The sequence below is a fragment of the Escherichia sp. WS1450 genome (assembly GCF_046487395.1).
In the GTDB taxonomy this organism is placed as follows: domain Bacteria; phylum Pseudomonadota; class Gammaproteobacteria; order Enterobacterales; family Enterobacteriaceae; genus Escherichia; species Escherichia coli.
In genome coordinates, this window is record NZ_JBJQJO010000126.1 from 1 (window position 1) to 982 (window position 982).

At 58.2% G+C, this 982-nt stretch carries 2 protein-coding genes and 1 pseudogene; all 3 read left to right on the plus strand.

Annotation, left to right across the window (positions count from 1 at the left end; genetic code table 11):
- A pseudogene (locus ACJHYR_RS27855) lies at positions 1 to 138 on the plus strand (phage tail protein); the annotation flags it as partial.
- Positions 75 to 683 (plus strand): tail assembly protein, encoded by a 609-nt coding sequence (locus tag ACJHYR_RS27860; protein WP_086669578.1) that lies wholly within the window; start codon positions 75 to 77, stop codon positions 681 to 683. The pseudogene ACJHYR_RS27855 and the gene ACJHYR_RS27860, both read left to right, overlap by 64 nt.
- Positions 684 to 743: 60 nt before the next feature.
- The coding region (locus ACJHYR_RS27865) for a hypothetical protein (protein ID WP_247142305.1) at positions 744 to 982 on the plus strand (239 nt) is incomplete at its 3' end.

Consider the following 982-nt stretch of genomic DNA (forward strand, 5'->3'; position numbering starts at 1 on the left):
GAACAACTGAGCAAACGAGAGAGGTATACCGACAAATGGCAGCGACGCACACACTCCCTCTGGCGTCACCGGGCATGGCACGCATCTGCCTTTACGGGGATTTGCAACGATTTGGCCGCCGCATCGACCTTCGTGTGAAAACGGGAGCCGAAGCCATCCGGGCGCTGGCCACGCAGCTCCCTGCGTTTCGTCAGAAACTGAGCGACGGCTGGTATCAGGTGCGTATTGCCGGGCGTGATACAGGCGAAAACGAATTATCAGCCCGTCTTAATGAACCGCTGGCAAATGGTGCCGTGATCCACATCGTGCCGCGTCTGGCGGGAGCCAAACGTGGTGGTGTGTTTCAGGCAGTGCTGGGCGCGGCGCTGATTGCGGTGGCATGGTGGAACCCTGCAGGCTGGCTGGGGGCTGCGGCTTTATCGGGCATGTATGCGGCAGGGGCCAGTATGGTGCTCGGTGGTGTGGCGCAGATGCTGGCACCGAAAGCCAGAATGCCCGGAGTATCAGCCACGGATAACGGCAAACAGAACACCTATTTCTCCTCACTGGAAAACATGGTTGCCCAGGGGAATGCTCTGCCCGTTCTGTACGGTGAAATGCGCGTGGGGTCACGGGTGGTTTCTCAGGAGATCAGCACGGCAGACGAAGGGGATGGTGGTCAGGTTGTGGTGATTGGTCGCTGATGCAAAACATTTTATGTGAAACCGCCTCCGGGCGGTTTTGTCGTTTATGGAGCATGACGAATGGGTAAAGGCAGCAGTAAGGGGCATACCCCGCGCGAAGCGAAGGACAATCTGAAATCCACGCAGTTGCTGAGTGTGATCGATGTCATCAGCGAAGGGCCGATACAAGGACCGGTGGATGGATTAAAAAGCGTGCTGCTGAACGGTACGCCGGTGCTGGACAGTGAGGGGAATACCAATATCTCCGGTGTCACGGTGGTTTTCCGGGCCGGTGAGCAGGAGCAGACACCGCCGGAGGG